This is a genomic window from Pseudaeromonas sp. HNCC25DJ180 (assembly GCF_055413345.1).
This window is the reverse complement of record NZ_JBVAYF010000019.1, coordinates 14,057-40,211: the sequence shown is the minus strand read 5'-3', so window position 1 is coordinate 40,211 and position 26,155 is coordinate 14,057. Positions and strand designations below refer to the sequence as shown.

General features: G+C 59.2%; 19 protein-coding genes. 3 read left to right on the top strand and 16 right to left on the bottom strand.

Annotated features, from left to right (window positions below; translation table 11 throughout):
* Positions 1-76: 76 nt before the first annotated feature.
* The 15 genes from ACZYTD_RS15780 to recC form a co-directional block, all read right to left on the bottom strand.
* Positions 77-1,498, bottom strand: coding sequence for a restriction endonuclease subunit S (locus ACZYTD_RS15780; RefSeq protein ID WP_463893483.1), 1,422 nt, complete (start codon positions 1,496-1,498; stop codon positions 77-79).
* A complete protein-coding gene (locus ACZYTD_RS15775) occupies positions 1,498-3,087 on the bottom strand; it encodes a class I SAM-dependent DNA methyltransferase (protein WP_463893482.1) in 1,590 nt (529 codons plus the stop codon). The genes ACZYTD_RS15780 and ACZYTD_RS15775 overlap by 1 nt, the downstream gene beginning before the upstream one ends.
* Before the next feature lie 16 nt (positions 3,088-3,103).
* On the bottom strand, positions 3,104-4,192 hold the full coding sequence (locus tag ACZYTD_RS15770; protein WP_463893480.1) for a Fic family protein: 1,089 nt from the start codon (positions 4,190-4,192) through the stop codon (positions 3,104-3,106).
* Between the two features lie 274 nt (positions 4,193-4,466).
* The gene (hsdR, locus tag ACZYTD_RS15765) at positions 4,467-7,961 is read right to left on the bottom strand and encodes a type I restriction-modification system endonuclease (RefSeq protein WP_463893479.1); all 3,495 of its coding nucleotides are present in this window, start codon (positions 7,959-7,961) and stop codon (positions 4,467-4,469) included.
* A 407-nt stretch (positions 7,962-8,368) separates the two neighbouring features.
* Positions 8,369-8,872 carry a putative zinc-binding protein gene (locus tag ACZYTD_RS15760; RefSeq protein WP_463893478.1) on the bottom strand — a complete coding sequence of 168 codons (504 nt, stop codon included), beginning with the start codon at positions 8,870-8,872 and terminating at the stop codon, positions 8,369-8,371.
* Between the two features lie 69 nt (positions 8,873-8,941).
* Positions 8,942-9,490 (bottom strand): RNA polymerase sigma factor, encoded by a 549-nt coding sequence (locus tag ACZYTD_RS15755; protein ID WP_463893476.1) that lies wholly within the window; start codon positions 9,488-9,490, stop codon positions 8,942-8,944.
* 16 nt (positions 9,491-9,506) lie between these two features.
* Complete coding sequence (locus ACZYTD_RS15750) at positions 9,507-9,881, bottom strand: rhodanese-like domain-containing protein (protein ID WP_463893475.1); 375 nt, start codon at positions 9,879-9,881, stop codon at positions 9,507-9,509.
* A 26-nt stretch (positions 9,882-9,907) separates the two neighbouring features.
* On the bottom strand, positions 9,908-10,147 hold the full coding sequence (locus tag ACZYTD_RS15745) for a thioredoxin family protein (RefSeq protein ID WP_463893474.1): 240 nt from the start codon (positions 10,145-10,147) through the stop codon (positions 9,908-9,910).
* 21 nt (positions 10,148-10,168) lie between these two features.
* Positions 10,169-11,212, bottom strand: coding sequence for a permease (locus tag ACZYTD_RS15740; protein ID WP_463893472.1), 1,044 nt, complete (start codon positions 11,210-11,212; stop codon positions 10,169-10,171).
* Between the two features lie 345 nt (positions 11,213-11,557).
* Positions 11,558-12,208 carry a sigma-70 family RNA polymerase sigma factor gene (locus ACZYTD_RS15735; RefSeq protein ID WP_463893470.1) on the bottom strand — a complete coding sequence of 217 codons (651 nt, stop codon included), beginning with the start codon at positions 12,206-12,208 and terminating at the stop codon, positions 11,558-11,560.
* Positions 12,209-12,223: 15 nt separating this feature from the next.
* Positions 12,224-12,841: a class I SAM-dependent methyltransferase gene (locus ACZYTD_RS15730; protein ID WP_463893468.1), complete on the bottom strand. Its 618-nt coding sequence runs from the start codon at positions 12,839-12,841 to the stop codon at positions 12,224-12,226.
* The gene (locus ACZYTD_RS15725) at positions 12,842-13,102 is read right to left on the bottom strand and encodes a hypothetical protein (RefSeq protein ID WP_463893466.1); all 261 of its coding nucleotides are present in this window, start codon (positions 13,100-13,102) and stop codon (positions 12,842-12,844) included.
* Between the two features lie 76 nt (positions 13,103-13,178).
* On the bottom strand, positions 13,179-15,266 hold the full coding sequence (gene recD / locus ACZYTD_RS15720; RefSeq protein WP_463893464.1) for an exodeoxyribonuclease V subunit alpha: 2,088 nt from the start codon (positions 15,264-15,266) through the stop codon (positions 13,179-13,181).
* Positions 15,263-18,970: an exodeoxyribonuclease V subunit beta gene (gene recB / locus ACZYTD_RS15715; RefSeq protein ID WP_463893462.1), complete on the bottom strand. Its 3,708-nt coding sequence runs from the start codon at positions 18,968-18,970 to the stop codon at positions 15,263-15,265. The genes recD and recB overlap by 4 nt, the downstream gene beginning before the upstream one ends.
* On the bottom strand, positions 18,967-22,287 hold the full coding sequence (gene recC / locus ACZYTD_RS15710) for an exodeoxyribonuclease V subunit gamma (protein ID WP_463893460.1): 3,321 nt from the start codon (positions 22,285-22,287) through the stop codon (positions 18,967-18,969). Before recC ends, recB begins: the two co-directional genes overlap by 4 nt.
* Positions 22,288-22,517: 230 nt before the next feature.
* Here recC and ACZYTD_RS15705 point away from each other — a divergent pair, with 230 nt between their 5' ends.
* A complete protein-coding gene (locus tag ACZYTD_RS15705; protein ID WP_463893458.1) occupies positions 22,518-23,255 on the top strand; it encodes a substrate-binding periplasmic protein in 738 nt (245 codons plus the stop codon).
* Between the two features lie 73 nt (positions 23,256-23,328).
* Here the strand turns inward: ACZYTD_RS15705 and ACZYTD_RS15700 are convergent, their stop codons facing one another.
* Positions 23,329-23,877, bottom strand: a complete 549-nt coding sequence (locus tag ACZYTD_RS15700; protein WP_463893456.1) for an NAD(P)H nitroreductase — start codon at positions 23,875-23,877, stop codon at positions 23,329-23,331.
* Positions 23,878-23,963: 86 nt separating this feature from the next.
* Between ACZYTD_RS15700 and ACZYTD_RS15695 the strand changes: the two genes are divergently transcribed.
* Together ACZYTD_RS15695 and sppA are read left to right on the top strand one after the other, a co-directional pair.
* The gene (locus tag ACZYTD_RS15695; protein ID WP_463893454.1) at positions 23,964-24,155 is read left to right on the top strand and encodes a hypothetical protein; all 192 of its coding nucleotides are present in this window, start codon (positions 23,964-23,966) and stop codon (positions 24,153-24,155) included.
* Between the two features lie 122 nt (positions 24,156-24,277).
* The gene (gene sppA / locus ACZYTD_RS15690) at positions 24,278-26,116 is read left to right on the top strand and encodes a signal peptide peptidase SppA (protein ID WP_463893452.1); all 1,839 of its coding nucleotides are present in this window, start codon (positions 24,278-24,280) and stop codon (positions 26,114-26,116) included.
* The last annotated feature ends 39 nt before the right edge of the window (positions 26,117-26,155 follow it).

The window sequence follows — 26,155 nt, the reverse complement described above, 5'->3', positions numbered from 1 at the left end:
CCCTCCCATAAAATGGGAAGGAGCAGAGCAACGCCGCCCCCTTTGCAAGGGGAGGTCGGGGAGAGGTCGGATTGGGCTAGGAAGAAGGGATTGCGCGCTTTGGCTTGCGGCCTGGCTTGGCACTGGCGGCGCGCTCGGCCTGGATGCGGGCCAGCAGAGCGGCGGCGCTCTGCTCGCCGGAGATCAACTCGGGATGGGCGGCGCGCCAGTCGGCGGTCAGCTCACCGCTAAAGGCCTTGGCCAAGATCGCCTGGTTCAGCTTATCGACCCGCGATTGCGCCGCCGCCACCTGCTGCTCCACGCTCTCGGCATAGGCAAATAGCTGCTCCACCCGCCGCACTATTTCGGTTTGTTCTTCCATAGGGGGGATTGATATTGGACAAGCAGAGAACGCTTTGTGAGTTAAATCAGGTTGACTCGATCGTCCCGACTTGTCTTTTATAAAAACCTGACAAACGGGCGATTCCAAAAAGAAAATCAAATATTCCCTTGAAAGAATTGCAGCGTTGTAATTAAGTCTAAACGAATTATTGTGCATAATTCCACGCACGCCAGTTAATACCCGACCTACGGTTCCAGTTCTAGACAGAATTATATCATCTTCATCTGCAATGATTGACCTGGCATCAATAAATGCATAATGCACAGCCTCAGAGAAGTTTGTCTCATAATTGACAGTTCGCAATATTGGAAGACACCCATCACCACTATTTTTTGATCGTAAATCCTTTGCAATCTGGAGACCTTGCTGGAAAGTCATCAAATTACCGATGGCAGAAATAGCCCATGATTTAGGTACATTGAAAATGTATAAATCATCCATACGGAATTTTGAGTCAACATTTATTGATCCAATAAAGCAACCATTATTTTTTTCTCTCCACTCCTCCGTCAGTTTGCCGCTAACGGCGGCGGAGAGTACGGATTGGCGGAAGCGCTTAAGCAGGGCGGGAATGGCGTCCAGTCTGGCCTTGATGGTCGCCACTTGCGCCAACAAACTATCCAGCCGCTCGGCAATGATTTTTTGTTCGGCCAACGGTGGCAAACATATGTCATGTGCCTTAATGACGGCTTGTGAAATATTAGGTTGCGCTCCACCTTGGCCTTTTTTTATGAACGCATCTTTTTCATTCAACGACAAATAATATAAGAAATCGGTGCATGTAATGCCCTGAATAGGTGAACCGACAGCACACGCCTGATTTGTTGTCGCATCTAACCCAAGAATGGACGTTCTGCCAATAGTGGCACCGTACATCGCAATGATTACTGAGCCTTTGGGAAAGAATTTAGCACTTGAATTATTAATAGCCTCTTCAGTGATAAATTCGCTGGCATGAGTAACCACTTTATCACCAAGATCACCCGTCTTAATCCAAGGAACATTTCCATTATAATAATCAGGGTTACTTCTTGATGGCGTTCCACCAGATCCCCACTCAGCAATGTTTGACAATGTTGTTAAAACCCACCCCTCCGGCAATTTAACCTCGGCCATTATTTCCCCTCCCCCAGCAGTTCACTAAGCAGGGTTTTCTGGGCATCGGCCTCGTCACTGGCGCCCAACTCGCGCAGCAGGGCATCGAGCTCACCTAACGCCTGCACCAGCTCGCCCATGGCCTCGGCGGCTAGCACCCCAGGCTCGGGTAGATCGGCGGCATCGACGCTGTTTTTATCTTTAAGCCAGCTGATATCCAGCGAGTCGCCCTTCTGCTCGGCAATCCACTGCCGGCTAAAGCAGCGCCAGCGGCTGGTTTCCAGCGTCTGGGCGGCGGCATCATCGGCCTGCTCGGTCAGGCGCCAGTCGCCTTCACTGCGCGGACTCAAACCGCATGGAGCGGCACCATAGAGAGCCTCAAACGGCTGCAGGTGCGATTCGGTGAAAGGCGTGCGCTTGCCAAAGCTCGGCATATTGGTACGCAGATCGTAGACCCAGACATGCTGGGTGCACTTTTCCTGCTGCAGCTTGTCGCCCGCCGCCCCCTTGGTAAAAAAGAGCACATTGGTCTTGACCCCCTGGGCATAGAAGATGCCAGTGGGCAGCCGCAGGATGGTGTGCAGGTTGCATTTATCCAGCAGATCGCGGCGGATTTCGGTGCCCTTACCTGCCTCGAACAGGACGTTATCGGGCAGTACCACGGCGGCGCGACCACCGGGCTTGAGGTTGCGGTAGATATGCTGCAAGAAGGCCAGCTGCTTGTTGCTGGTGTCGAAGGTGAGATCGTCGCGGGTGATGCTGGCTTCGCCCCCCTTGGAGGTGCCAAATGGCGGATTGGCCAGGATCACATCGGCCTTGGGCAGCTTGGCCCCCACTTGCCCCAGACTATTGCCCAGATGGACCACGCCGTCTTCATCGCCCTCCATGCCATGCAGCAGGCAGTTCATCAGTGCCAGGCGGCGGGTAGAGGGCACCAGCTCGACACCAATAAAGGCTTGGCGCTTTTGAAAGGTGAATGCCTTTAATGGCAGATCATCGTAGCTATCTTGCTGTTTGATGTAGTGATCGGCGGCGATCAGAAAGCCGGCGGTGCCAGCGGCCGGATCCTGAATAAGCTCGCCCGGCTGGGGCTGGATGCAGCGCACCATGCTGTTAATAAGCGCCCGGGGCGTAAAGTATTGACCAGCGCCGGATTTGGTCTCACCGGCGTTTTTCTCCAGCAAGCCTTCATAGAGATCGCCCAAGCCATCCTTGCTGGCACTGAACCAGTCGATCTGATCCAGTGTCTTGATCATCTGCTCCAGATGGCGCGGTTCGCGCAACCGGGTCTGGGCATCGGCATAGATGGCGCTGATGAGCGGATCGGCATGCACCAGCTTGCCCTCGCCATCCTTGCCGGTGGAAAGACTAAGCAGAATGCGCCGGTAGTCGTTGAGCAGGTTGATACCCGACTTGCCGTTGAGATCGCTCCAGCGGCAGCCTGCTGGCAAGGTGTGCTGATCCAGCAGCTCGGCCTCGGTGTTCTCGTGCACCATCTTGATAAACAGCAGCAGCACCAGCTCGGTGACATAGTCGGAGTAGTTGATGCCGTCATCGCGCAGCACATCACACAGGTTCCAGAGCTTCTGGACGATATCGTTATTGGTCATGGCAAGGCCTTATAAATCAGAGGTCATGACGCTGCAGGAACAGAGCCACCAGCGCCTCGTTGATGTAGTAATTGCTGCGGCCGATCTTCTCCTTGCGCAGCAAGCCCATCTCCACCAGTTGGTCCAGATACTTACTGGCCGTCAGGCGGCTCACCTGCAGGTCCTGCATGATAAATTCAATCTTGGTATAGGGATGGTTAAACAGGTTATTGAGCAGCTCTTGGGAGTAGAGACGGGGCTGCTTCTGCCGCAGTTGCAGCTTATAACGCTGCATCAGGATTTTGATCTGCTTGATCAGCTCAATGGTGGACAGGGCCGTCTGCACCACCGCCTCAAGTATGTAGAGCAGCCAGGGCTCCCAGGCCTCGTCATCTCGCACCGATTGCAGCAGGCGGTAGTAATCCTCCTTGGTTTCTATCAAATAGCGACTGAGGTAGAGGATCGGCAGATCCAGCAAGCCTTGCGCCACCAGATAGAGCATGTTGAGTATGCGCCCGGTGCGGCCATTGCCATCGTAAAAGGGGTGAATGCTCTCGAACTGGTGATGGATGATGGCCATCTTGACCAGAGGATCCGCCTCACACAGGGAGCCATCGTTGATATAGGCCAGCAGGTTGACCATCAGCAGTTCAATCTGCTCCGGATGCTGCGGCGGTGAGTAGATAACTTCACCGGTACGCGCATTCTTGAGTTCAGTGCCGGGCAGACGCCGCAGCCCGGCACGGTTTTTCTCCAGCCGTTGCTGTATCGCCAAGATGTCATCCAGGCGGATCAGCCTTTGCTGCTGAACCCTGGCAAACCCCTCTTTGAGTGCCGCGGCATAATCCTGCACCTCTTTGGCCGCTGGATTAACGACACCTTCACTGAAGAGCTCCGCCTTGTAGAGATCGTCATGGGTTGTGACGATATTCTCGATCTCCGAGCTATGCTTGGCTTCTTGCAGCGCCAACGTATTGATGAGAATGGCATCGTTGGGAATGGTCGCTGCCACCCCCTTAAGCTCGGCCAGATAGCGCTGGGCTTCTGCGGTCTTTTTCAGTACGGCGCGGGTTTCCCACTTTTCGATATCAGGCAGCGGCAGAGGACACAGAGGATGGGAGTGCATCATCAGACCTTGGCAGTCATGTATAGATTGGAAGCTATTCTATACATGACACGAAAATGTGCATAGAAATTTGGATTTTTTATACATATCGTCGGCATCTGTATAGATAAGGCCCGTTTGCTATACCCATGCAAAAAAAACCAAACGACACCCAATAAAAAACCCGCGCAATTTGTGCGTAACTGCAGAAGCAGACATAGGCATGGCGGGTGTGTTGCAGCAAGAGTACGGAGCGCATACAGCAAATGCAAGAGCCTTGGGATGACTCATTATGTCACCCGATTGCCCACATGGCCTCACCCAGCTCGGCCAGTACGGTATCAAGCTGATTGCCCAGCAGTTTGTCGAACTGTTTGGCGCCACCGCTATCGGCAAAGCGGACATTGACGAAGTCGCGATCGAGGATCACCTCATGCACTAACTGTTTGCCCAGCCGCGCCAACCAGTTACGCTGGTTGGGCTGCCAGGCATGGCTGGCGTAGATACGCTCCATGGCTCGAGCCACTCGCTGCTCGAACGGCAACAATGCCTCGCCCAGTGCCGCGCGGCGAATATGGCCTATGATGCTGGCGGCGATATCCTGATTGGTCTGATTGCGCACCGCCGTTTGCAGTTTGGCTTCGGAATAACCGGCACCGTCGAGCAGCAGCTTCACCTCTTTGAGCTGCTCGCGGGTCAGATCCCGCGGCCGATTGACCACCACAGCCAGCGCCGCCGATTGGTTAAGCTGGGCGCGGATAAAGTGGTTGAAGCTGTCGAGATAATCCTTTGGCTTCTCATAGTCACCATAATTTTGATCGCGCAATGTCAGCTCGTCGTGATGATCCGAGAGCAGGGGGCGATAGAGCGAGCCCAGCAAATCACTCACCTCGGTCAGTTGGGTGATTAACCCACCCTGCTGCTGAATAAAGTGTGCCGCGCCCACCGGCCCCATCTCCCGCAGGTGCAGATGCAGGGTTTCCGGGGCCACGCCCCAGAGTTGCTCCAGTTCATCGAGTTTTGCCTTGAGCTCGGGCTTGTTCTCGGCCTTGCTATGGGCCTTGCGCAACACCCGCATCAGCTTCTGGCTCAGTTGATCGAGCAGGGCATCGGCATGGCTCTGTCCGCTCTGCTCGCCTGGCAACGACTGGGCCTTAGCCAGTAGATCTGGATCAGTCAACTCCTCCAGCAACTGTTCAAGGGTCACCGATGGATCCTTGACCAGCGGCTGCATGGTATTGACCTCCTGCAGCGAGGCATAAATATCTACCGGGTCATAAATGCGGAACACCGTCTTGCCTATCTCGTCACAACGGCGGGTGGCACGGCCAATCATCTGCTCGTAGAGGATGCGCGAGCGCACCCGGCGCAAGAACACCAGATGGCAGATGGGCCGCACATCAATACCTGTGGTGAGCAGATCGACCGTGATGGCAATATTGGGGTAGCGTTCATTCTTGTACTGCCGGATCAGTAGGTCGACCTTGTCGCTTTGACCTGTGATCTTGGCCACCGCCGCCTGATTGTACTCGTCGCCATACTGCGCCTTGAAGGCATCATCCAACAGACGTTTGACCATATCGGCATGCAGATCGGTGGCGCAGAAGATAAGTGTCTTCTCCTCACCGAAGGGATCGAGCTCCTGCACCAGTTGCTGGCAGATGACGCGGTTGAAATTCTCGTTGATCACCCGGCGATTAAACGCCTCCACATCGAAACTCAGTTCGTCTTCCAGCTCGGCGGTTTCCAGCTCGCCGGTGCGCAGGTTGAGTGCCGTGACACTCTGCCCCTTATCGAACTGGATGCCATTTTTGGTGAGCAGGGTTTCATAGCGCACCGGCGGTTCATGATCGATGAGCCAGTCATCGGCCACCGCCTCACGGTAGGAGTAGGTGTAAACTGGCTTGCCGAAGATCTCGCTGGTATGTTTGGCCGGGGTTGCCGTCAAGCCAATCTTGACCGCATCGAAGTACTCCAGTACCCGCCGGTAGCTTGACAGGTATTGCGCCGCATCGCGGGTGGCCAGCTCCCCTTCGGTCATCTCCTGATCCAGGGTGTAACCCCGGTGGGCCTCGTCCACTATGATGCAGTCAAACTGATCCACAGGTGGCGGGTTATCAGACATGAACACTCGCTTGACCATGGCCTGCACGGTCGCCACCTGAATGCGGGTCTCCGCCTCGGTGGCCATATCCCCCAACTCGGCCACGTTATAGATCTTGGAGAGGCTGAAATTTTGCTCCAGCGGTGCCTCATGAAACGCTTCCAGCGCCTGATTGCCCAGAGCCGTGCGATCGACCAGAAAGAGAATGCGCTTGAAGCGCTCAGCTTTAAGGAAGCGATACATCAACCCTATGATGGTACGGGTCTTGCCGGTGCCGGTGGCCATGGCCAGCAGCGCAGTACGAATATCCTGTGCCAGGGTGTTTTCAACCGCGACAATGGCCTTCTGCTGATAATCACGCAGCTTCAAATAGCCAAAAGGCTCTTGCTGCAGTTTCTTCTCAGCCTCTTCCTTGCTGCGATGGAGCAGATCCAGCAGCCCCTCTGGCGAGTGAAAAGAGGGTAAGGCGCGCTTGAGATTTCCCGGCTCACGGACATCGCGAAACCAGGTTCCTGATTGCTCGGCCAACTGGGGAACAAAGGGACGGCCATTGCAGGAGTAGACAAACGGCACCCTATAATGTCCCTGAGCCTCATCGGCCCAGGCCACACTGCGGCCAGCCAGCTCCCATGCTGCAGTCAGCGGCGCTGTCAGCTTGAGGTCACGACTGTAGCGCTCGGCTTGCGCTATTTTGCCTGCCACATTGACGTTTTCCTTCTTGGCCTCAACGACGGCCAATGGCGTCAACCCGGCAAATAGCAGATAGTCGGCACGACCATCTGCCGTGGGCCATTCGGCAATCGCCCGGTTCACCCCCTTCTCGGGGCGAGCCCCCTTGCGATAATCGAGCAGCACGCTGTCGGCCTCCCAACCTGCCTCCTGTAACTGCAAGTCGATCAGAATTCGGGTGAGCTCTTCGGTAAGCTCGATCTGCTTGCTGGCCTTACGGCTGTTGCTCTGAGCCTGTTGGCGCCGGGTTTGCGCCAGTGATCCAGAGGCAACCAATTGCGCCTGCAACGCTTTGAGGCGCTGTTCATACTCGACCTGTTGTGCAGCCAGCACCGCTTCCTGCTGGCGGTTCTGTGCGGCCAAAGTCCGTGCCTCGGCATCCATCTCCTGAGCCAGTTGCTCATATTCAGCCCGCTCCCTGGCCAGCAAGGCGGCGAGCTGCTGGTTGGATCCCAGTTGTTCATGGCTCAGGTTCAGATCAGATTTGAGTTGTTCGATTTGCGTCTGCAGCGAGGTCAGCTCGGCGCTGGGATCCTGAGGCTGGATAAAGGCGCCCGGCTTGAAAGCGGGCCCCTGCTTGCCAAAGGTCTGGTGAAACCAGATGGCCAGCGCCCGGGCTACCTTCAGCCCATCCAGCGCCTCTTTATGCCGGGTGCGAAACTGGTGAGTGGCCTTGTTGCCCTCGATACGCAGGGTATGAAACAGATCGCGAACCATAGGGTCAAATTTCAACTCGCGATTCAGGCGATAGAGCAGATCAGCCTGGGTTGTCTGCTCATCAAACTCTATCTGGTAGAGGACAGCCATATGTTGCGCCAGGGCTTCACCCAGTTGACGCAACTTGATCAGCGTGGTGTTGGGATCAAAACTGAAGGCGCGCTCGGCTGCCGTAGCCAGCTCCAGTAACAGAGGATCATGCTCACCGAGAAACGCAAAATTGGACCCAACATTTGCCATCCGCCTTCTTCCTCCACAAGCCGGGGGAGCGGGATCACCGCCCTCACCAGCCTTACTGTCGCCATGTTTAAGCTAGCCCCATTCAACCAATAAGGATAAACCGGACAAGGAGCATCGATTGGGTCATTCTATGAGGCTTGGACTTAAAGCTCTAGCTCTAATGCCAGAGTTTGAGTGGCAAGGCACCGAGCTAGATGACACCTGGCCACGGAATAGCCCTGTTGCGGCGTTTTCTCCACGAAGGCGGTGGTAAAGGAAACGAGCGGTATGGGCTGAACAGGATGGGACAGCCATGCCATCAGCAGCGGATGGATGTCCCTTTGACTCTCAGCTTTCTCTCCTCATGCTACTAAACAAGGTGCGACAAAACAGGAGCCCGGACACAGAAGCCGGGCCCCACAAGAGGGTCAGACCCCCTGCAAGCGGGTGGCAATGGCGGTGGCCGCCTCGATGCCATGTTGCTTGAGCTGATCTTCCGGCAATTCGTCAATGCCAAAGAGACGGCGATCGAAGTGATAGAGCTCGTCCACATGGATCACCTCGATGGGCACCTCGACCACACCGGCCATCATGCGGCTGGCGCAATCCACGGCGCATCCCTCCAGTGCCACGACACGGGCCGCCTGACGCACCAGCTCCCGCTGGCCGGAATCCTTGGTAAAGGCCCCGCCCAAGCAGATGCGTACCGTCTGTTGTGGCAGTAACTGGTGACAGAGATAGTTGCTGGCCTGACGCGCCACCTCGCCTCGCAGACAGCCCCCTTCGCAGCAGAGCACGGCGATGGGCTTGTCGGCCTGGCGCCGGGCGTAGTCGTCGCATAAGCCGCAGTAGGCGGTGGTCTTGGGGATCTTCACTACTTCGACGCCCGGTTCGGACTGGGATGGGGTGACGCTGTTAGTGCATTGGGACATGATGCCCTCCTTCTGGTTGAGATAACCGTTAGACGGAGGGCGAGTGGAAAGGGATACAGGGGTGAAGAACTATTTTTGCTGGCGGTCACACATCAGACCGATCTCGCTGTGATGGTAGAAGTGACACTCGCACTCCATCAGCTTACGCATCCGCTCGCGGGCACGGTGCAGGCGGATCTTCACCGTCTCCAGTGTCACACCGAGAATGTTGGCGATCTCGGGATTGCTCAGCTCCTCGTAATCACTCAGCAACAGCACCAGACGATAGCCCTGGGGCAATTGGTTGACCAAAGCGCGGACGCAGTCGCCCATCTCATCCCGAATATGCTGCAGGCCAAGATCCGGCCCTGGGCCTTCATGGGCCTGAGGTGCCAGCGGCAATGACGCAAATAACGCGTTGTGCCGCTGGCGACGCAGATGGTCGGTGGCCGCGTTGGTGGCGATGCGGTAGATCCAGGTAGAGAGCGCCGCCTCGCCCCGGAACTCGGGCAGTGACTGGCTCACCTGCAACATGACGTTCTGCAGCACATCCTGTGCCTCATGCTCACCCAGCAGGCGAGCCAGATAACGCCCCATCTTCGGCTGGTAGTGCCGATAAATCTCATCAAACTCGGTCATCTCTTTCCTGCCCGGCTTATCCGCCACAACATCCGCTCACGGGGGGAAGGTTGGCCAAGGAGCCTGGATCGCCCTTGATGGGAAACCCTCGAACCACCCAGCGTTTCAGGCCAAACTTCATATTGCTCACCTTGTCATACCCCTTGTTCATCAGGTAATAGGTGGCGCGCAGGCTGCGGCTGCCATCGCGGCAGGCAAGGATCAGCGGCTGATCGATGGGAAGCTCGGCATAACGCTGCTCCAGCTCGCTTAGCGGCATCAGGATGATGCCGGGCACATCGAAGGCCAGTTGGGCTATCTCGTCGCGCTCGCGCACATCCACCAGTAGAGCCCCCTGTTGCAGCAATCCCTGTGTGGTGGTGGGACACACCTCTTTGGCTTCTTCTAGCATAGGATCCTCCTTGTTGATGAAGCGGCTCAGGCGCTGAGCCACTTTTCAATCTTGTCACGGGAGGGGATACCGCCCGAGTGGACCACCTTGCCGTCAATCACCACGCCGGGAGTAGAGAGAATGCCGTAACTCATGATCTCCCGCAGCTCTTCCACCTTCTCCAGCTCGATGGCGATCCCCTTGCTGGTTGCCACCTCTTCAATCATCTTGGCCACTGTCTTGCAGTTGGCGCAGCCTGAGCCCAATACCTTGATCTGTTTCATCATTCCACTCCTGTGTTATCTCAATTAAAGCACCGCATTAAAGATAAAGCCCACCAGCAATATGCCCAGCGCCACCACGCCCACAAAGGTGGCGATGAGGCGGGGCTTGAGCACCTTGCGCAAGATGATCATCTCAGGCAACGAGAGGGCGATGACCGACATCATGAAGGCCAGCACTGTGCCCAGCGCCGCCCCCTTGGCCAGAAGGGCCTGAACTATGGGTATGATGCCTGCGGCATTGCTATACATGGGCACCCCCAGCAGCACCGCCAGCGGCACGGACCACCAGGCCTCTTTGCCCATGAAAGAGGCCATAAACGCCTCCGGCACATAGCCATGGATCGCCGCACCGATGGCGATCCCCGCCAGAATATAGGGCCAGACCCGGCCCACTATCTGCCCCACGGCATCAAATCCGCATGCCACCCGATCCCCCAGCGCCACGCTCTGGAACGCCATCTCGGCGGAATATTTTGGCATCTGGCTCACCCATTCCTCCAGTGAGCCCTCCATCTTAAGGCGACCTATGATCCAGCCCGCCACCATGGCCACAGCCAACCCCAGCCCCAGATAGAGCAGGGCCACCTTCCAGCCAAACAGACCAAAGAGCAGGGTCAGCGCCACCTCGTTGACCATGGGGGCCGAGATAAGAAAGGAGAAGGTGACCCCCAGCGGCACACCCGCCTGCACAAAGCCGATAAACAGCGGCACCGCCGAGCAGGAGCAAAAAGGGGTGACGATCCCCAGCAGGGCCGCCAGCACGTTGGCGCCGCCTTCGCCTCGCCCCGCCAGCAGGGCTCGGGTACGCTCAGGGGTAAACCAGGAGTTGATCATCCCCATCACAAAGACAATGCCGGTGAGCAGCAGCAAGACCTTGGGGGTGTCATAGAGAAAGAATTGCAAGGCAGACCCGAGCTGGCTCTGCCTTGGCACCGGCAACCAGCTGACCAGCAGCTCGGAGCCTGGCAGGATCAGCAGATAGAGCCCCAGCCACAACAGGGCGGCCAGCGGCAAAAAGAACATAGGGTGCTGATGGGAAAAGGCCTTGATGGCCGCGAGTTGACGCATGTGTGATGCCTCCTGGCTTAGGTATTCCTGTAGCAGAAGACGTAACAGAGGGCAAAAGGATGCAAAAAAAAGTAAAAAAATCCACCCGCAGATGGAAATGCACGCCCTCTAATGCAAGTCAGTTAGCGAAGGAGAGATAGCCTCTCGAGCCAACCGTTGGCGGCAAGGACGCCGCCATCGAGCCCCCATGGAAGGGTTTACGGCGAGTTGGCGAGGGAGGCTCTCTCACCCGGCCTCTTACGGCCTCTTAACGGGTAAGCATTGATGCACTCCCTCTCCTTTTTTCAATGGGGGTTTCGGCATTTGTCTCACCATACGGCTAACGATAGGCATGAGAGAGAGGAGTTATGGTTTATCTGTTTCGTCCTCAGACACCTGCGGCGTCTGCGCAGGACGCGGGGTATAGCAGCATACCTTGCCTTGGGCATCGAGCCGGACCTGGCAGGAGCGGGTCAGTTGCTCCTTCAAGCGGACTCGGGCCCGTTGCAGGCGCGACTTGGCCGCCGCCAGAGTGAGGCCCTGAGCCGTGGCGAACGCCTGCTGGGTCATGCCATTGATGTCGCAACAGCTAAGGATCAGCCGATCGGCCTCATCCAGTTCACTCAACACCCGTGGCAGGCAGCCGGTCAGATCGTCCACCACAGCCGAGGTCGGCGCTTCATGGTGCAGATCATCGGGAAGCGACACCCACTCCCTGTGCTTGCGCTGCAGATCCACCAGATGATGACGTGCCACCTCAAAGAGCCAGGCCCTGGGATCCTTTATGGCACAGAAACGGCTGCCCTGGCCCATGGCCTTGAGAAACAGATCCTGCAAGGCATCGGCCGCCAGCGCCGGATCCCGCAGCCGGTAGATAAACCAGCCACGCAGTTCATGCTCATGCAGCTGCCAGGCCCGCAGCAGGCACGGAGGCACAGCACCTGGTTTCATGGCTGTCACACCCGACAATCCACCAGCATCCGAGACTGGCTCACCAGAGCCATCATCCTTGACCATATGGGCTCCTGATCTCTAACGTCTGGCGGTCAGCAAGAAGATGGGGTAATCGCCCCAGGGTTTTTGCGCCACGCTGGCAGTACAAATTTCCACCTGGCTAAACCCGGCCTGCTCGGCCAGCGCCCTGATCTGCTCCCGGGCAAAACCGGCATGATAGACGCCGGTCATATCCGGATGAAAGCGGCCATCTTCGGCATCCAGATCGGCCAGGGCGATAAAGCCCCCGGGCGGCAGCAGGGCATAAAATCGGGCCAGCAGGGCCGGGATATCTGCCACATGGTGTAGCGTCATGGATGAGACGATTCCATCAAAGCAGGCGCCACCCAGGCGCGCATCGAGCGGCTCGCAGGTCAGATCCAGTGGCAGTATCTCCAGCAGACAGGGCAGCCGATGACGCTTGGCTTCAAGTTCTAGATTCATGGCCGCCGAGACATCCACCGCCGTCACCTTGCGCACCGACGGCGCTATCTGCGCCAGCAGCAGGCCGGTGCCCGAGCCAAAATCCATAAGATGCATCTGCGGGTCAAAACGGATAGCCGAGAGCAGACTCCGGCCTATCCCCTCCACGGCCGCCACCCGCTGGGCATTAGCCTCATACTCCTGGGCCTTATGGGCAAACAGATCCTGACTCATTTACAACTCCTGCTCCGGCTTTAACATCCAAAATAGCCACCATGTGACCACGGTGAATAATAACTCGACCGGGAGTGGCCACCAGGCCGCCATACTCCCGCTTAACATCAACCCCAGAGTCAACAACAAGGATCCTAGCAGCGGAACGCCGGAGCGGCTGCGATAGCGCCGCTGACGCCAAGCCAAAAACAGCGCCTGACCCAACAGGGCAAGCTGCGAGGCAAAGAGCCCAAGGCCCAGTATGATCAGCACATAAGTCATGGGGTTACCTTAGGCGCGGCTTCACTTGGCGTGTACCACCACAGGGTTTCCACTGCGCGGCTGCTTGCAGCCGCTCTCATTCGTCCCCCTGCGCCAACCGCTCGGCGAGGCCGGAGTAACGCTCGGTCTTGCGACGGATGGCCTGAGCCAGCAAGGCCTCATGGGCATAGAGGGTCAGGGCCCACTTGGCGCGGGTGATACCGGTATAGATCAGCTCCCGCGTGAGGATGGGCGAGAAGCGCTCCGGCAGCGCCATCACCACGGCGGCAAACTCCGAACCCTGGGATTTATGAATGGTCATGGCGTAGACGGTCTCATGGGGCGGCAGACGGCTGGGCAACAGGGCACGCAGGGTGCCATCGGCCTGCTCGAACCAGACCCGCAACTGTCCCTCATCATCGGGCAGGCAGAGCCCCAGATCCCCGTTATAGAGAGCGACCCCATGATCGTTTTGCACCACCATGACCGGGCGCCCCGGATACCACTCCGACTCCTTGCTCCGGTTGATAAGCCCGGCCTGAGCCAGGGCGTGCTCAATACGCAGGTTGAGCCCCTCCACACCAAAGGGGCCAGCGCGCAGAGCACACAAGAGTTGAAAGCCATTGAAGAGGGCGAAGATCTGACTACGCTCCTGCCTCTGGCGCACCGCCTGCAAATAGGGTCGGTAACCTGCCACCACCTCCATTATCATGGAATCATAGACACTCTGGGCTCCGGACTGAAGAGCAGGCAGCCAGGGGTGAAACTGGATATCACCATACCCCTGCTGCCAGAGCGCAGGCAGCAGGGCCGCCTCACCTCGGTTGCAGGTTTGCGCCAGTTGGCCTATGCCAGAATGGGCATCGAAGCGCCAACTCTTGCGTAGCAGACAGAGGGTATCGGCCAGGGCCGAAGCCTGCGCTGAGCCAGCCAGCTCATGGCCGCTCTGGCGGCTGAGCCAGGCGGCTTGAGTCGGGCTCATCCCCTCCGCGACGAAGCTGCAGATATCCCCCAGCACAGCCCCCGCCTCCACCGAGGCGAGCTGATCCTTATCCCCCAGCAGCACCAGGCGGGCATGGGCGGGCAGTGCCGCCAACAACCGCGCCATCAGGGGCAGATCCACCATGGAAGCCTCATCCACCACCAGCAGATCCAGATGCAGAGGGTTAGCGGCATGGTGCCGGAACTCATTGCGCCCCGGTATGCTGCCCAAGAGCCTGTGCAGGGTGCTGGCCGTGGTGGGTATGGCCTGACGAGTGACCTCGGGCAACGACAAACCAGCCAGGGCATTGCCTATGCTTTCGCTCAAGCGGGCCGCCGCCTTGCCGGTGGGAGCCACCAGGCGGATGAGCGGCGCCCTGCCCTGAGCCAGCCCCTGCTCCACCAGCAGAGCCAAGAGCTTGGTGACGGTTGTGGTCTTGCCGGTGCCGGGACCGCCGGAGATGACGGTGAAGGCGCTCCCCGCCGCCGTGGCCACAGCCAGCTTCTGATCGTTACAGCAATAGCGCTCGGGCACCCACGCATCCAGCCGCTGCAACTCCTCCGCCCCGCTGGCGGTAGCCAGCAACGCGTCGATGGCAGGCCAATCCAGCCCCGCTGTGACCACCAGATCCAGATACTTGGCCAGGAAGCGTTGCGCGGAAAAGTCCGGCGCACCGCGCTCCTTGAGCAGAATCTTGGCCAACTGGCCATAATCGCGGGCAAACAGCTGTGCCAGCGCGGCCTGAATATCCGGCTGGCTACGCTGGCTGGCCAGCTGTTGCAACCGGGCCGCCAGCTGCTGCTCATAGTCATGATAGCGGGTGAGGTACAGACGCCCCCCCCACAGCCGCAAGGGCCAATGAGGCTCTCCCTCATCACAGTCCTGCCCCACTAACGGGCTGCTGGCAAATTGCGCCAGCCACTGCTGGGGCGGCAGCAAGCCCGCCAACAAGGGGCTACTGGCCTCTGGGGGCAGATCCAGCCATCGCTCCGGGGGCAGGGGCAGACAAACATGGCCGCGCCCCAGCTCGAAGCTGGTGAGCGCCGCCGCCAGCACCAGTTCGGGCGTGCCGCCCAGATCGGCCAGCAGTCGGGCAAACTGCAGATCCAGCTGTCTGAGCTCGCCACTGGCCGCCAGGGCTCTTAACCTGGCGATGATCTCCAGGCTGGTTACTGGCATCTCAAGGCTAGCCACTGGGTTCATACTGTTTCTCCGCAAAAGAGGCGCTCCAGCGCATCGATAAACGCAAGGCTAGGCTGGTAATGGAATACCCCCCCATCCGGCATGCCGCGCAAGAAGAGGTAGAAGACGCCGCCCAGATGGCGAGCCGGATCATAGCCAGGCAGGCGTTGCTTGAGCAGCCGATGCAGGGCCAGGGTGTAGAGCTGGTACTGGAGATCGTAGCGATGATCCAGCATGGCCTGCTCCAGTTGGGCCGGACCATAATCGGCCACCTGATCCCCCAGGTGATTGGACTTGTAATCCAGCAGATACCAGCGCCCCTGCCACTCAAAGACCAAGTCGATAAAGCCCTTGAGCATCCCCTGTACCGTCTGGAAGCTGAGCACCTCGGCGCGAGCCGACAAGGGATCATGCCGGGCCATCAAGGTGCTAAGCGCCCTGGCCTCCAGTGGCGCCATGGGCAGCATAAACTCCAGCTCCACCTGTTTGCGCTTGGCCGCCAGATCCCCCAAGCGTAAACCGGGGGTGACGCCTGGCGTGAGGTTGGTCGCCAGCACCGCCTGCACCTGGGCTTGCAGCACCGGGGCCCACTGCGGGTCAAACCCCTCCTGGGCCAGCAGGGTGTCGATCTGCGCCTTGAGCTCGGCATCGCCCGCTGGGGTGCCGACCGTGACAAAATCGATCTGCTCAAACAGGCTGTGCAGCAGGGTGCCCGCCTGGGCACCGCGCGGAAAGGTGAAGATGGTGCAAGGCGGTTGGTTCTGGCTCCCCGCCAAGCTCGAAGCCAAGAGCGGCGAGCGCTCCCCTTGGGCCTCCATATCAAATCCCGGGGTGGCCAACACCCCCAGCTCATGGCCGCCATGGCTGGCCAGCCCTGTGTAGGAGCTGATCCACCAGTTGCGCTCCAACTTGCCCTTAAACTCCCGCACCTGGGGTTCCGGCCGGGGTAGCACTGTGGGCATAAAAGCTTGCCCACTCTGGGGTAACGGCATCACCACCACGCCAGGTTGAGCCACACAGAGGCGTTCCAGTGCCGCCGCCAGCAGGCTGGCATCCCCGGCCCCCCCCTGCTGCAGCAGATAGCCGATGGCACTCTTGTGCAGATCGGTCACCTCCGACTTGCCTGCGCCTGAACGCAGGGGAGCCAACCCCAACCAGGTGGCATAGATGCCACGCGTCAGGGCCACATAGAGCAGGCGCAGATCCTCGGCCAACCGCTCCCGCTCGGCCTTGACCAGCGCCCCCTCGCCACTTAAATCCAGTATGGTTTGCCCCGCTTCATGATAGAGCGGCGTGTCGGTGGCGCGATAGGCGCAGATAAAGGGCAGGAACACCAGCGGATACTCCAGCCCCTTGGATTTGTGGATGGTCACTATCTGCACCAGTTTGCGTTCAGACTCCAGCCGCAACACCTGCTCGGCCGCCTGGCCATTGGGGTTGGCGATGGCTTCGGAGAGCCAGCGCAACAGGGCATATTCGCCATCAAGCTCCATGCTGGCCTGCTGCAGCAGTTCACCCAAGTGCAGCACATTGGTGAGGCGCCGCTCGCCATAGGCAGCACCCAGCAAACTCGCCGCCAACTGCCGCCGCTGCAGCAACTCATGGAGCATGGCCAACACTCCCTGGCGCAACCAGAGACGCTGGTAGTCGCGAAACTCCTGAACCGTCGCCTCCCAGGCCAGCTCGTCACTGGCCAACTGCTCCAACTCACCCGCATTGAGATCAAACAGGGCACAGGCCAACGCGGCCCGCAACTTGCGCTCATCCGTCGGCTGTTGGCAAGCCTGCAGCAGCAGCAGGAGATCCGCCGCCTCCTGCTGGGCAAAGACGCTATCCCGGTTGGAGAGATAGACAGAGGGAATGCCCAGCCGCGCCAGGGCCTGCTGGATCAGCCGCCCCTCGGCACCGGTGCGCACCAGTACCGCCATATCGCCGGCCTTGAGCGCCTTCTCACCTATCTTGGCCTGCCCACTCTGGGCCAGGCTCAGTAGACGGCTGATCTCGCTGGCGGTGGCCCGCGCTAAATCCGCCTGATAATCGCCCTTGTTGAGGGTAGGCCGCGCCCCATGCAGCCAGCAGGTGAGTGCTGGCGGCTCAGCCCCCTCGACCCACAACCGCTCCTGCTTGCCTTGGGCCGCCACGGGCAGGAAGGGAATATCCGCCGCATAGATGAAAGGATCCTTGGCTTGTTGGAACAGGGCATTGACTGCCGCGACTAACGCAGCACTGGAGCGGTAGTTGCGACCCAAGGTGTAGTGGGCTGCCACACTCTGCCGAGCCTGTATATAGGTGAAAATATCGGCGCCTCGGAAGCCATAGATGGCCTGTTTGGGGTCGCCTATCATCAGCAGGGCACTCTGCTCCCGCGGCTCAGCCGCAGCCCCCTGGAGGGCATCCGCTCGGTCTACTGCCTCTGGGGCCGTCGCCTTATCAGCCGTCTCCTCCTCGGCCGTCACCTTGTCGGCCGTCACCTCGTCAGCATAGAGCCGATGAAAGATGCGGTACTGCTGGGGATCGGTATCCTGAAACTCATCTATCATAGCCACCCGATAGAGGTCACGGATGCGCTGGCTCAAGCGCGGCCCCAGCGTGGAGCCCAGCGCCCGATCCAGATCTTTTAACAGATCATCAAACGAGAGCTGATACTCCCGCCGTTTGCTGGAGCTCATCCGTTCGCGGATCTGCCGGGCGGCCCGTTGCAACACCAGCTCGCGGATCCCCAGTTTTTGTGCCAACAGCTCATCTATCTGGGTAAAGAGCGGCAGGGTCGGCAACACCCCGCCCTTCTTCAGATTAGCCTCCAGGGCCTGTTGCCCGAAGCGCACCAGCGGTTCGGGCAGGGCGTAGCCGGTCTCTGGGTCATTGGCCCACGCCTCTATCTTGCCAAGCCACCCCTCATAGTTTTTGCCGGTATAACGGCTGATCTGCCCCTCGGTCTGAGCGCGGATCGCCTGCTGCTGGGCAAGCCACAGCGCCTTGATGGCATCAATGGCCGCCATGGCCCGGGCATGGCAAGCCGCCACCTGCTCATCCCCCAGTGCCGGCAGTATCTGCAGCTCCTCCTTGCCCAGCCAGGGCGCAAGGGCATTGAGCAGAGCCTGGGGGCCGGACCAGAGCTTATGCACCGCCTGCACCACAGCGCGATCCAGCGGGTAGAACTCGCTGCGCCAGTAGTCACACACCGCCTGCAGCCGGAGCTGGGATTCGTCGGTGAGCAGTTCGGTTTCAAACAGAGCACCCGATTCAAAGGCATTCTGCCGCAACATACGCTGACAGAAGCCGTGAATGGTGAAGATGGCGGCCTCATCCATCTGCCGCTCGGCTGCCAGCAGCAGGCGCGCCGCCGTGGCGTGATCAGTCAGATCGAGCAGTAATTGGGCCAAGAAGGGATCCTGCTTGCCCGGGGGCAACTGGCTACGCAAGAAGGCAAGCCTGGCCTCGTGGATACGGCTGCGGATCCGGCCACGCAGCTCGGCGGTTGCCGCCTCGGTGAAGGTCACCACCAGGATCTCGGTCACCGCCAGGGGACGGACATGGGCGGTGGGCATCCCCTGCGCATCCACGAGGCCATGGCCCAGCAGCAGCCGCAGATAGAGGCCGGCTATGGTGTAGGTCTTGCCTGTCCCGGCAGAAGCCTCGATGAGGCGTACCCCATAGAGAGGAAAGTTCAAGGTATCCAGCGGCTGGGGTTGCCCTTGTGGCAAAGCTGAGAGTTGAGAGATCATTGACGCTCCTCCAGATAGGCCAGCAATGGCTGCATATGCTGCTGGGCCAAGGCACTCATGGCAGCCAGGGTCACCTCATCCAATTCCGGGAAACAGCGGGTGACATAAGGGTCGCTCCCCTCGCCTGGCGTGTTCCAACCATCGTTGAAGGCGTTCAGTGCCGCCTTTTGCGCCTTATCCAGATCGGGCTCCTTGTCATAGCTGTTGATCCAGGCCCAGGCGCTCTTGGGGAAGAGCGGCAGCGGTCGGGTCATCCCCTCGGCCCAGCTGGCCACCAGCTCACCGAGCCAGGCCCGCGCGTCAGACGCAGGCACTGGCCTTAGCCGCCAGCTCATCTCCATATCAAACAGCAGGGTCTCCTGGCTCATACCCGACTCGGCACTCAAGCTCAGACAGAGGTGCTGGATCCAGGCCAAGAGGAAGTCGCGGCCATGCAGGTGTCCCGGCTTGTGCAAGATAAGGCGCCCCTCCCGCACCACCAACCACCCCTGCAAGCAGCCTTGGGGCAGCACTATGGCCACCTCCAGCGTCTGGGGCTCGGGGGCTAACCAGGGAGCCAGCACCGCCGCCAGCTCGGCCATGGGCTCCTCCACCTCATCCATCAACAACTCGCCAAACCAGCCCTGGGGCAGTTGCCCGGCCAGTTGCAACCGCTGGCGCCGCTCACCTACCTCCTCCTCCTGGAGAAAGGCGTTCAGCAGGGTAGATTTCAACTGGTAGTGCTGCAAGGCATCCAGCGCAAAGGGCTCTCGCTCCTCCACGCTGGCCTCCAGAGGCTCGAACCACACCTTCAGGCGGCGATTAAGAAAGTAACGGGCCGGTTGCCGATAAAAACGCAACAGCTCGGCCAGCTCCAGTTGTTCACCCCACGCCTCGGGCAGGGGCAAAGGCGCACTCTGGAAATTGCCGCCACCCGCTTTGGGCGTCAGGGCCGGTAACCATTCGCGGGCATAGGTGAAGAGCCGTGAGCCAGGCTCGGGGAAAAAGTAGCTGTGACTATAGGGGGTGAGCGGGTGCTTCAGCACCAGATGGGCCAGCAGCCGCTCAGCGGATTTTTCATCGGAGAGCGCCTCATCCCCTGCCAGCACAAAGCCCTGGCGACAGTACTCCAGCAGTTCGGCCAGCAAGACAGAGGGCTCGCGCCGGGTGCCATCCTGCACGCTGAACCCCTGATAGCTGATATAGAGCCCCTGCTGGGCGCTCAAGATGGCCTCCAGGAAGAGATAGCGGTCATCCTCGCGCCGGGAGCGATCCCCGCGCCGCCTATCCTGCGCCAGCAGATCGAAGCCCATGGGCGGTAGCGTGCGGGGATAGACCCCATCGTTCATCCCCAGCAGACAGACCTGGCGAAAGGGGATGGAGCGCATGGGCATCAGGGTGCAGAAGTTGAGCTGACCAGCCAAAAAGCGCTGGCTGGAGCGCTGATTGCTTAACCCCATCTTCATCAGCTCGGCCATCAGGGCAGGCGTGATGGGCTCACCATAGTGCGCCTCCCCCAGTTTTTGCTGCCACTCCAGCAAGAGGCTGCTCACCAGCTGCAACACCCGCTCCCCTGCGGCATCAGGCAGGTAGAAGGCAGCGAGCAGGCGCTGGATACGTTCACTCCATACGGGCAGGGGCGCGCTTTGCTGCAACTCGGGCAGGAAGGCCTCCAGGGTATCGATGAAAGCCGCCAACTTGCCCAACCACACCGCCTGCTGCCCCTCCAGCTCCGCGTAGGGCAGGATCCCCTGTACCGGAGCCCCGTCACCCATGGCGTAGCCTAACAACATGCGGCGCAGACCAAAGAGCCAGCTGTTGCCCTGTAGCGGCGGCAGATTGAAACGCTGGGGGTAATTGTTATCCAGTCCCCAGCGGATCCCCACCTCCTGCACCCAGATCCGCAATTGATCGAACGCCTCGCCATCGAGCTCGAAGCGCGCCAGCACGGCGGGAACTTCCAGTATGGCCAGCAGCTCGGCGGCGCCCAACCGGGAGTCGGGCAGCCGCAGCAGTGCCAGCAGGCTCAAGAGCAGCGGATTCTCCTGGCTCACCGAGCGATCCGAGATGGAGTAGGGGATTTGCCCCCGGGCGCCAAATACCGCCTGGATGGCCGGGCCATAGCTGTTCACATCCGGCATCATCACCACCACGTCCTTGGGCGTCAGGGTGGAGTCCCGGGCAAACAGATCCAGCAGCCTGTCGTGCAGCACTTCCAGCTCCCGCATGGGGCCGTGACAGGCGTGGATCTGCAACGAAAAATCATCATGGGCTATGGGGCTCTTGTGCCCACTGCTCTCCAACGAGCAGGGCTCGCCACCCCGATCGCTCAAGGTCAGCACATCCTGCTGGACAGCCTGCAACAGACCACACTGCGCCGGATCATCGACCTGATAGCGAGCATCGTAAAGAGAGAGCTCATTGCTCTCCAGCTCCAGCAACTGCTGCAGATAATCTCGCCCCTGTTTACCCATGGAGGCGAGCAGCGGGTTGACCGGCCCCTGATAGTCGGTCAGATCCCTACCTGGTTTGAACCGGGCCGCCATCTTGGCCAGGGTCTTGTGATCCAGAATATCGCCCCAGTAGTGCTGGCAAGGGTTGGTGACGAACAGATGCACCTCGACCCGCTCACCCAGGGCACGCAACGCATCCACATAACGGGGCGGCAAGGCCGAGATACCAAACACCAGGATGCGACCAGGCAACACAGCGAGATCCTGCCGACTCTGCAGCACCTCGATAAAATCATCATAGAGATTGGCTCTGTGGTAGCCGCTGGGGGCCAGTTGCAGGGTACGGGCCACCAGTTCGCGCCACAACTCGGGCTGCCACGCCTGTCCCTGCACCTGACTGAGCGAGAGTGGTAGCCCCTCCCCCTGCTCCCAACTGGCGATCCAGTCCGGGCGATAGACCAGGTATTGGTCAAACAGATCGGCAATCTGCTGGCAAAGCTGCCACAACCGTACCTGCTCGGGGAGCTCGCCGTTGGGGGAGAGATAACCGGCCAGCGGGGCGAAACTGGGACGGTTCAGCAGCCCCGGCAGCATGGCCATCAACTGCCAGCTCATGGCCGCCTTGTTATAGGGGCTCTGCCGGGGCACCTCGGGCAGCACCCGGGTAAACATCTCCCAGATAAAGGAGGCCGGCAGGGGAAACTCCACATTCGCCACTATGCCAAAGGCTTGGGCCAGCTCCAGTTTGAGCCACTGGGCCATGCCCGGGCTCTGCACCAGTATCTGCTCCCGAGCAAAGGGATCCTCCAGCGGCGCCACCTCCAGCAGTTTGACCAACATGGCCTTGAGTACCGAGAGTTGGTTGGAAAAGTGCAGTGTCAACATGGATAGTTCCGCCAGGGCAAGAGGAAGGGGGAACAGAGGTTCCCCGACTAACATCGAATGGCTTACAGACTATGCGTTCCGGCCAGTTGAGGCCAGAGCTGGATAAATAGATATGTCGGCTTTTCAAGCAGATAGTGGATTGCGTAAACACCTTGTCGAGACACAAACCAATCTATGATTGATCCAGCTCTATGCTAGACTCGAGCCAAGGTGAACAAAAAAGAGCCTATATGCAGCGTTGGCCCATACTACTGCTGCTCTGTTGCCTGCTCGATACGGAAATAGTAGCAGCGCAACCCGTGGTGAAGATGACGTCACTGGAGTGGCCCCCCTATACCGGTGCGCGGTTGCCACTGGGAGGAATCGTCGGCCAACGAGCTAAGAGTGCTTTCGCCTTGATGGGCTATAAACTGGAGATAACCTATCTCCCGTGGCGCCGGGCCATACGCAACGTAGAGCAGCCAGGCCCCTATATGGGGTTTTTGCCCGAGTATGCCTCTCCCTCGCGCGCCCGACAGTTCTATTGCTCCCACTCCATAATGAATACCCCATTGGCCCTGCTACAAAATGGCTCGTTTCCCCCACTGCACTGGCTAAAACTCTCGGAGCTCAAGGCATATCGTATCGGTGTAGTCAGTGGTTACCTTAATACGCCAGAATTTGATGAGCTGGTACTCAAACAGCATCTGCAAACCGAAGAGGCCACCTCGGACCTGCTGAATTTGCGTAAGGTGGCCATGGGGCGCCTCCCCTTTGGTGTCGTTGATCCCTGGGTGCTAGACTACTATCTGCATCAGGATCCCCTGCTACAGCAGCAGCGCGGCAACTTGTATCTCCCTCCTCACCCTCTGGGCTCCATGCAACTGGTTGCCTGTTTTCGTTTAACACCTCAGGGCAAGAGATGGCGTGATCTCTTTAATCAAGGATTAGAGCGGTTGGCGCGCAGCCAGGATAGCTCCGGAAATTAATCACCTGACGCCATGCTATCGTCCACTAACTGACTGATTATTAACGCCGCCAGATCAACCAGAGAGTTCACAATCAAATTTGCCGCACGAAGTCCTGGCTATCCAGAGGCCGCAAGCGCTTGGCCTCACCCACAGGCGTCCCCATATAGAGGAAACCCACTATCTGATCCTCATCACTCAACCCCAAGGCTTGATGCAAGCCCCGATCGAAGATAAACCAGCCAGAACGCCAGATGCCACCAAAACCCAGAGCCTGGGCGGCCATCTGCATGGCCATGACTGCGCATCCGGCCGAGAGCTGCTGCTCCAGCGCCGGCACCTTGGGATGGTGTTGCACCTTGGCCACCACAGTGATCACCAGAGGCGCACGCTGGGGAGCTTGAGTCGCTTTTTCTATGGCATCGAGCGACTCGCCGCGCTGCTGGGCCGCCTTGGCCAGATGCTGGCCCAAGCGTCCCAACCCCTCGCCATGGGCCAGAAGAAAGAGCCAGGGGTGCAGACCGCCATGATCCGGGGCCCGCAAGCCCGCTTGCAGTATGGTTTCCAGCTCAGGGCCAGTGGGTGCTGGCGCCTGAAGTTGCGCCGTGGAGGTGCGTTCGAGCAAGAGAGTCAGGGCATCCATCTATTTACTCCGGCGGGCATGCGATAGCCCGTTATCTGTTCAATAATGAAGAGAGCATACCCCAGATCAGCCAAGGAGCTAGCCCCATGAGCAACCATAAGAACCCGGCCTTGGCTCGCCAGCAGCAGATCCGCCAGGAGGATAAGCAGCGCCAGCAACAGCTGCACCGCCTGTTACAGGAGGCTGAACCCCAGTTTGTGCGGCTACTGCAATCCTGGCTCGAACAAGGGGCGCCCAAAGAGAGCGGAACCGGGGGCGGCTCAGGAACTAAGCGCTGAGCCATGGCAGGGAAGAGCATGACAGGGAAGTGAAGGCTATCTGCTGGGCTAGCCGAGACTTGGCGTTTCCACCGCTCAGGCCCATAATGACCAGGCATTTATCACACGGGAAATCAATTCAGATGGCTACTCTGCTCCGCCCCTTCAAGTGGTTATTTATCTCGTTCTGGCGCCTGCTTAATTTTAGTCGTCAATTAGTCATCAATCTGCTCTTCCTGTTTGTGGTGCTGGCGCTCTTTGTGCTCTTCACCAAGGAGGAGCCTGTGCTTCATCCGGCCAGCGGTGCCCTGGTGCTGGATCTCGCCGGTCAACTGGTAGAGCAGCCATCCACCCCTGAGCCCTCCAATCGTCTCGTGCAGCAGTGGTTAGCCGGTGATGAGCGCCCTGCCGAAACCGTAGTCGGGGAGGTGATCTATGCCCTGCAACAAGCCAAGCTAGACCCCAACATCAAGGGCGTGGTGCTGCAACTGCAGGATTTACAACCCGGCGGGCTGAGCAAACTGATGCAGATCACCCAGGCTCTGGATGATTTTCGCCGCTCGGGTAAGCCGGTGGTCGCCGCCGCGGATTTCTATGCCCAGCATCAATATCTGCTAGCCGCCCATGCCGATACTGTCCTGCTCAATCCGGCAGGTGCTGTGGTACTGCAAGGCTTGGGGCTCTACAACTACTACTTCAAGTCAGCGCTGGAGAAGTTCAACATCACCCCTCATGTGTTCCGCGTCGGCACCTACAAGTCATTTGTTGAACCCTACACCCGAGATGACATGTCTCCCGAAGCCCGTGAGGCCAACAGCCGTTGGTTGAACCAGATGTGGCAGGAGTACGTGGCCGATGTTGCCAAGGCCCGCAAGGTGAAACCGGATGCCATCTCTCCGAGCAAGGAGCAACTGCTGGCCCGCCTGCAAGCCGCCGAAGGTGATGCTGCCGAGTATGCTCAGGCCCAAGGACTGGTGGATCAACTGGCCACCCATGAGGAGGTCGTGAAGACCATAGCTGCCTTTGCTGGTCACTATGATAGCGATGAGGGTTACAAGGGGATCACCCTGACTCAGTATCTGCAAAGCCAACCCGACCGCTTTGCCGCCAGCGACAAGCCGCAGATTGGCCTTATCGTGGCCTCGGGAACGATTCAAAATGGTAAGCAACCTGCTGGCACCATAGGGGGTGAAACCCTGGCTAAACTGATACGCCAAGCCACTGCCGACAAAGAGATCAAGGCCGTGGTGCTGCGGATCGATAGCCCAGGCGGCAGTGCCTTTGCCGCCGAGCAGATCCGTACCGAGCTGCTGGCGCTCAAGGCGGCTAACAAGCCGCTGGTCGTTTCCATGGGCGGCATGGCCGCCTCAGGCGGCTACTGGATCGCCGCCGATGCCGACAAGATCATCGCCGAACCCATGACCATCACAGGCTCAATTGGCGTATTTGGCATGTTTGCGACCATAAACAAGGCCTTGGAGTACTTCGGCATCCACACAGATGGCATAGCCACTACCGAGTTTGCCGGTATCGATCCCAGCCGACCGCTGCCGGAGCACATCAAACAGGTGGTGCAACTGAATGTGGAAAACACCTACCAGAGATTTATCAATCTGGTGGCCGAAGGCCGGGGCATGACACCCGATGCGGTAGACAAGATAGCCCAAGGCCGCGTCTGGAGTGGCCGGGACGCCAAGGAGCTGGGCCTAGTCGATGAGCTGGGCTCCCTGGACACGGCCATTAAGAGTGCCGCGGCACTGGCTGAGCTCAAGCAGTATCAAGTCATGCCAGTTGAAGCGGAACTCTCTACCCGCGAGCAGTTGCTCAGACAGATCTTCAACAAGGCCAGTCAAGTAGTGGCACCGAAGGCCATGCTGCAACTCAACAGCCTGTTGGAAGCCGGAAACAAAACCCTGGCGCCGCTGCAACGCCTGGATGACCCACGCGGGCAATATGCTCTCTCTCCGGTCACGGCCCCTTAACACACCAACCAGCCTGGCTAGATCGCCAACGCCCGCCTA

Coding starts and splice junctions, on each gene's coding strand:
- hsdR (WP_463893479.1), bottom strand. CDS start 7,961: ATGGCAAATGTTGGGTCCAATTTTGCGTTTCTCGGTGAGCATGATCCT.
- ACZYTD_RS15750 (WP_463893475.1), bottom strand. CDS start 9,881: ATGCTAGAAGAAGCCAAAGAGGTGTGTCCCACCACCACACAGGGATTG.
- ACZYTD_RS15745 (WP_463893474.1), bottom strand. CDS start 10,147: ATGATGAAACAGATCAAGGTATTGGGCTCAGGCTGCGCCAACTGCAAG.
- ACZYTD_RS15775 (WP_463893482.1), bottom strand. CDS start 3,087: ATGACCAATAACGATATCGTCCAGAAGCTCTGGAACCTGTGTGATGTG.
- recC (WP_463893460.1), bottom strand. CDS start 22,287: ATGTTGACACTGCACTTTTCCAACCAACTCTCGGTACTCAAGGCCATG.
- ACZYTD_RS15735 (WP_463893470.1), bottom strand. CDS start 12,208: ATGGTCAAGGATGATGGCTCTGGTGAGCCAGTCTCGGATGCTGGTGGA.
- sppA (WP_463893452.1), top strand. CDS start 24,278: ATGGCTACTCTGCTCCGCCCCTTCAAGTGGTTATTTATCTCGTTCTGG.
- ACZYTD_RS15780 (WP_463893483.1), bottom strand. CDS start 1,498: ATGGCCGAGGTTAAATTGCCGGAGGGGTGGGTTTTAACAACATTGTCA.
- ACZYTD_RS15755 (WP_463893476.1), bottom strand. CDS start 9,490: ATGACCGAGTTTGATGAGATTTATCGGCACTACCAGCCGAAGATGGGG.
- ACZYTD_RS15770 (WP_463893480.1), bottom strand. CDS start 4,192: ATGCACTCCCATCCTCTGTGTCCTCTGCCGCTGCCTGATATCGAAAAG.
- recD (WP_463893464.1), bottom strand. CDS start 15,266: ATGAACCCAGTGGCTAGCCTTGAGATGCCAGTAACCAGCCTGGAGATC.
- ACZYTD_RS15760 (WP_463893478.1), bottom strand. CDS start 8,872: ATGTCCCAATGCACTAACAGCGTCACCCCATCCCAGTCCGAACCGGGC.
- ACZYTD_RS15695 (WP_463893454.1), top strand. CDS start 23,964: ATGAGCAACCATAAGAACCCGGCCTTGGCTCGCCAGCAGCAGATCCGC.
- recB (WP_463893462.1), bottom strand. CDS start 18,970: ATGATCTCTCAACTCTCAGCTTTGCCACAAGGGCAACCCCAGCCGCTG.
- ACZYTD_RS15700 (WP_463893456.1), bottom strand. CDS start 23,877: ATGGATGCCCTGACTCTCTTGCTCGAACGCACCTCCACGGCGCAACTT.
- ACZYTD_RS15705 (WP_463893458.1), top strand. CDS start 22,518: ATGCAGCGTTGGCCCATACTACTGCTGCTCTGTTGCCTGCTCGATACG.
- ACZYTD_RS15730 (WP_463893468.1), bottom strand. CDS start 12,841: ATGAGTCAGGATCTGTTTGCCCATAAGGCCCAGGAGTATGAGGCTAAT.
- ACZYTD_RS15740 (WP_463893472.1), bottom strand. CDS start 11,212: ATGCGTCAACTCGCGGCCATCAAGGCCTTTTCCCATCAGCACCCTATG.
- ACZYTD_RS15725 (WP_463893466.1), bottom strand. CDS start 13,102: ATGACTTATGTGCTGATCATACTGGGCCTTGGGCTCTTTGCCTCGCAG.